General features: G+C 67.6%; 5 protein-coding genes. 4 read left to right on the forward strand and 1 reads right to left on the reverse strand.

Translation table 11 applies throughout. The features are described 5' to 3' along the window. Positions 1-644, reverse strand: a 644-nt coding sequence (locus QOD90_RS20300) for an alcohol dehydrogenase catalytic domain-containing protein (RefSeq protein ID WP_526352631.1), incomplete at its 3' end; no start/stop codon positions are given. 170 nt (positions 645-814) lie between these two features. Between QOD90_RS20300 and QOD90_RS20305 the strand changes: the two genes are divergently transcribed. From QOD90_RS20305 to QOD90_RS20320, 4 genes are all read left to right on the forward strand, one after another. Next, positions 815-943 carry a hypothetical protein gene (locus QOD90_RS20305; protein ID WP_526352632.1) on the forward strand — a complete coding sequence of 43 codons (129 nt, stop codon included), beginning with the start codon at positions 815-817 and terminating at the stop codon, positions 941-943. A 194-nt stretch (positions 944-1,137) separates the two neighbouring features. Continuing rightward, complete coding sequence (locus QOD90_RS20310; RefSeq protein ID WP_526352633.1) at positions 1,138-2,271, forward strand: glycosyltransferase; 1,134 nt, start codon at positions 1,138-1,140, stop codon at positions 2,269-2,271. Next, entirely contained in the window at positions 2,268-3,290 is a 1,023-nt protein-coding gene (locus QOD90_RS20315) for a glycosyltransferase (RefSeq protein ID WP_526352634.1), read from the forward strand. The genes QOD90_RS20310 and QOD90_RS20315 overlap by 4 nt, the downstream gene beginning before the upstream one ends. Further along, on the forward strand, positions 3,287-4,533 hold a 1,247-nt coding region (locus QOD90_RS20320; protein ID WP_526352635.1), incomplete at its 3' end, for a glycoside hydrolase family 130 protein. The genes QOD90_RS20315 and QOD90_RS20320, both read left to right, overlap by 4 nt.

The raw sequence follows: 4,533 nt of genomic DNA on the forward strand, positions 1-4,533 counted from the left end.
TCTACGCCATCGGGGGCGTGGTGACGGATCGCCGATGCCGCGTCGGTTTGGTCGAGCGCGACCGCGTGGGAGACGACGGAGGTATCGACCCGCTCGAGGTCGCTTGCGTGCACCACGGTGCCGATCACTGTGGCCCCGCCCCAATGAGCCAGCTGGGCGGCCAGGGAACTCACCGAACCGAGTACGCCGTGAACCAGAATCATCTTTCCCGCGACGGGGCCGTCGCTAAAAACAGCGCGGTGTGCAGTAATGCCGGGAATACCCAAGCAGGCACCGAGCTCGTCGCTGACCTCGTCCGGGAGGACCACCGCCTGCCGGTCGGGGACGCAGGTCAGCTGCGCCGCGGTTCCGAGCGGCCGGTAGGACTGGGCGCCGTAGGTCCACACCCGCTGCCCGAGTCGATTGGTGTCGACGCCAGCGCCGACCGCATCGATAACACCGGCGCCGTCGCTGTGGGGAATGACCCGCGGATAGATCATTGGCGAACCCGGCCAGCCCGCACGCTTCTTCGTGTCCCCAGGGTTGACGCCGGAGAGCGACACCCGCACCCGGACCTCACCCGGCCCCGGCTCCGGCGCGGGGAACTCCCCGATTTGGAGTACCTCAGCTGCGGGACCCTGCCGGTCATACCAAGCCGCGATCATCACCAGACCTCCGCTCCACGCCGCTAGAACTCAGATCGGTATGTGGACCGCCTGCATTCCATGGAAACAATACTATGGTCCCGGGTGGGGGAGGACTTGCACGACTTTAACCAAGACGTCTCTGGAATCCGGGGACGCGTCAGGCCAGTTGTATCGACGACAGAAGTTTGGTGGATCTTTTGATCACGATTGCCGGGCTCAAGCACTCCTCAATGCCAGCGCCAGCGCGGGTGAACGCGACGATGTTCGACGCCGACGGCCTCGCGTTGTTGCGCCGCAACGGATCTCGCATCGGGTAGCTGACGCAGCCGCCGAGGGTGTAGTCTCAGGGAAGCCGGGTTCGCCCGGCGAGACCGGAATCGATCAGCTTTGCGTATCTGCGCGCTGATCTCGCCGAGTCTTCACACCCGTCGGCCGCGCCGGCACAATTGCCCAGTCGGGGAAAATCTTGAATGCTTCAACGCTTGTAAACCATTTGACCGCTCCCTTTGGGATGCAAAACTTTTCGTACGTGCCGAACTTCGGCATCCTCAGTACGCACCCGCCGACCCCGTGTGGGCTGGCGACGTTCAGCGCCGCCCTTGGTGGCGGCCTCGCAGGTAGGGGCGCCAAGGTCAGCTACGTGCGCATCGCCGACGGGACACCCACCTCGAACGTCGACGTCGTCGGTGAGCTCGTCAACGGGTCGCAGCCGTCGGTGCGGGCATGTTCGGAATTGCTCAACCAGAGCGACGTCGCCGTCATCCAGCACGAGTACGGCATCTATGGCGGTCCCGATGGCGACGAGGTCGTCGACGTCGTCAAGGGACTCACCGTCCCGTCGATCGTCGTCGCCCACACCGTCGTCAAAAGCCCTACGCCGCACCAACGTTCGGTGCTCGAAGACGTCGCGGCGATGGCCGATCAGGTGGTCGTCATGTCGGAGGCCGCCCGCGTGCGCCTGTGCGAAGGCTTCACCGTCGACCATCGCAAGATCACGACCATCCCGCACGGCGCGGCGTTGCCCAGCGCCGCCACGTCGAAGACCTCGGGTCGGCCGACCATCCTGACGTGGGGACTGATCGGTCCCGGCAAGGGCATCGAGCGCGTCATCGACGCCATGGCAGTGCTCAAGGACCTCCCCGGCCATCCGCGGTACCTCATCGCCGGTCGCACCCACCCGAAGGTGCTCGCCGCCAGCGGCGAGGCCTACCGCGAGGGCCTCATCGCGCAGGCGGAGCGCCTCGGCGTCGCCGATTCGGTCACCTTCGACGCGACCTACCGCGACACCGCAGCACTGACCGCGCTCATCCAGACCGCCTCCGTCGTGGTCTTGCCCTACGACTCGAAGGACCAGGTCACCTCCGGTGTGTTGGTCGACTCGATCGCCAGCGGACGGCCCATCGTCGCCACCGCGTTCCCCCACGCCGTCGAGTTGCTCGGCAGCGGGGCGGGCACAGTGGTCGGTCACGACGATCCCGAGGCACTGGTTGCCGCCCTCCGTCGGCTGTTGACTGATCCGCGCGTCGCGGGCTCCATGGAGTCGCAGGCGCGCGGGTTGGCCCCGACGCTGGCCTGGCCCGTGGTCGCCGGCGCCTACGACAACCTGGCGCAACGGCTCGTCGCCGCCAGGAGCGCGGCAGCATGACCGACCTCGCGCCAGAACCCGTGTTCGCGCACCTCCTGCGAATGACGGACCATCGCGCCACCTTCGAGCACGCCTGCCTCACCGAACCCCGTCGCGAGCACGGCTACTGCACCGACGACATGGCCAGGGTGCTCGTCGTCGCCACCCGTGAACCCAACGCGTCCGGTCCGCTCAAGGGACTCGCACGCAAGGCCCTCCAGTTCCTGAACGACGCACAGTCCTTCGACGGCACCTGCCGCAACCGGATGAACGCCGCGGGGAATTGGACGGACAAGCCGACCACCGACGATCACTGGGGCCGGATGATCTGGGGCCTCGGCACCGCCGCCGCCCACAGCGACGTCAGCCTGGTCCGCAGGTTGGCCGTCATCCAGTTCGACCGTGCCGCGAAGGCCAGGTCACCGCACCCTCGGGCAAGCGCGTTCGCCGCGATCGGCGCCGCCGAGATCCTCACGTTCGAGCCGGGCCACGTCGCTGCGCTCCGGCTACTCACCGACTACGCCGCCGCCATCGCGCAACCCGCAGGCAACGACCAATGGCCCTGGCCCGAGGAGCGGCTCACCTATGCCAACGCGGTACTCGCGGAGGCGATGATCGCGACGGGCGTCGCCTTGGACGACCAGGCGCTGCGAGAGCGTGGCCTCGCTTCCCTGGAATGGCTGCTGGGTCAAGAGACGTCGGATGGCCATCTCTCGCCAACTCCCGTCGGGGGCCGCGGACCGGGGGACGCCCGGCCCGCCTTCGACCAGCAGCCGATCGAGGTGGCTGCCCTGGCCGAAGCCTGCGCACGTGCGGCGACGGTCGATCCGCGGCCGACCTGGCCCGAGGGCATCCGATCCGCGGCCGCCTGGTTCGAGGGTGCCAACGACCTCGGACTGACGATGTGGGACCCGCTGACCGGCGGTGGTTTCGACGGGCTGCACGAGGACCGCGTCAACCTCAATCAGGGGGCTGAGTCGACGCTTGCCGTGATCTCCACCTTGCAGTTGGCTAGGCGCTTTTCGCCTGTGCCGCAATGACATCGACGCATAGCCAGCTCGCCACTCGAAGCGCCCAGCGCATCGCGGCCGACCGCGGTCGCGTGGTCACGCGGCTCTTCGTGCCCGGCCAGGAGGGCTTCGAGACCCAGGAGTCGCGGGCAGGTGTCGTGCTCTCCCGCATCCTCGCCCTCAGCGCCGACGAGGTTCGGGCGACCATGGACGACGTGTTCGCCCGTTTCGACGGCCGCCACCGTGACCTACGCGGCACGTTCCGCCGCCATGCCAGCGAGCTTGCCGACCGCCTCGACCCCGAGCGCGAGTTCACGGAATCGCGAATGCTGTTGCTGGGGGCGACGTTCACCAACGAGTACGCCATCGAGGGCGCGGCGCTGTGTAATCCGAGCGTCGTCGCCCACCCCGATCAGGCTGATACGCCCGTCGGAAGCCTGCGGTTCGTGATGAGCGTGCGGGGCATCGGCGAGGGCCACCGTTCGACCATCGGCTTCCGCACCGGCGTCGTCGACTCGACCGGCCACGCCACCATCGACGAACCCCACCCGTTCGCTTCGACCGGCCGCGTCGAACCCACCCTGCTCGACGCGGCCGCCTTTCGGGCCGAACTCGGCGAACAGCGTCTCGGCGGCGAAGTCGCGGACTACGTCCTCGGTGCCCTCGGTGAATTCTTCACGCGATCGGAACTGGACGGCCGACTCGACAGCCTGCGCGCCAACTTGCGCACCCGCGGACCGGCCAAGCGCACCATTGAGATGATCCGTGGCATCGCCGCGCGCTCGTACGCCGTCGAATTTCCTTCTGACGTCACGCTGTCGGAGCGCGTGCTGTGGCCCGCCATGGATGCCGAGCAGGCGGGGATGGAGGACGCCCGCTTCGTCCGCTTCGTCGACGACGACGGTTCGGTCACCTACTACGCCACCTATACCGCTTACAGCGGATCCCACATCAGCCAGCAGCTGCTCGCGACCACGGACTTCCAGAGCTTTACCTCCGTGCCCCTCGTCGGTCGGGCAGCCGCCAACAAGGGCCTCGGGTTGTTCCCACGAAAGATCAACGGTCGGTACGCCGCCATGTCGCGATCGGACCGCGAGACCAACACCGTGGCCTTCGCCGAGCATCTGACGGTGTGGCCGACGTCGTCGCCCTGCCAGCAGCCCACCGAGTCATGGGAGACGCTGCAACTCGGAAACTGTGGTCCGCCAATGGAAACCGATGCGGGCTGGCTGGTGTTGACCCACGGCGTCGGACCGATGCGCACCTACAGCAT

Source organism: Mycobacterium sp., assembly GCF_032161845.1.
Lineage (GTDB): Bacteria > Actinomycetota > Actinomycetes > Mycobacteriales > Mycobacteriaceae > Mycobacterium.

Excerpts from the sequence above, each read along its gene's own strand:
- QOD90_RS20310 (WP_526352633.1), top strand. The coding sequence starts at position 1,138 with ATGCAAAACTTTTCGTACGTGCCGAACTTCGGCATCCTCAGTACGCAC.
- QOD90_RS20315 (WP_526352634.1), top strand. The coding sequence starts at position 2,268 with ATGACCGACCTCGCGCCAGAACCCGTGTTCGCGCACCTCCTGCGAATG.